This is a genomic window from Neobacillus drentensis (genome assembly GCF_036962765.1).
GTDB lineage: Bacteria > Bacillota > Bacilli > Bacillales > Cytobacillaceae > Neobacillus > Neobacillus drentensis_C.
Map to the genome: position 1 here is coordinate 2,522 of NZ_JBALOS010000376.1, position 293 is coordinate 2,814.

General features: G+C 34.1%; 1 protein-coding gene. It reads right to left on the minus strand.

Translation table 11 applies throughout. The features are described from left to right. Window positions 1-160: 160 nt before the first annotated feature. Window positions 161-283 carry a dockerin type I domain-containing protein gene (locus tag V7137_RS30855; RefSeq protein WP_420490200.1) on the minus strand — a complete coding sequence of 41 codons (123 nt, stop codon included), beginning with the start codon at window positions 281-283 and terminating at the stop codon, window positions 161-163. Window positions 284-293 lie beyond the last annotated feature (10 nt).

Below are 293 nucleotides of genomic sequence, written 5' to 3' on the forward strand. Positions count from 1 at the left end.
AGTATTGAGAACAGGCTTACAGTGTGAAGACAAATTCCGAAAAAAATGATTTTTTGAGCTTACTATTATTGTAATCCTAATTGACTCTTAACTGATTCTAAAGTTGTACCTTAATACTTCTTAACTGCTTTCGATGGTGCTATAATCCACGGGTTTTATATTAGATAATTCTTTTAAACAATGCAAGGTCTTTTGCGTCAGCTGTTCCTTCAAAGTTAATATCAGCACTACGCTTATTTGTACCCCAATATGTTTGGATAGCCAGTGCATCCGTTACGTCGATTACATTATCT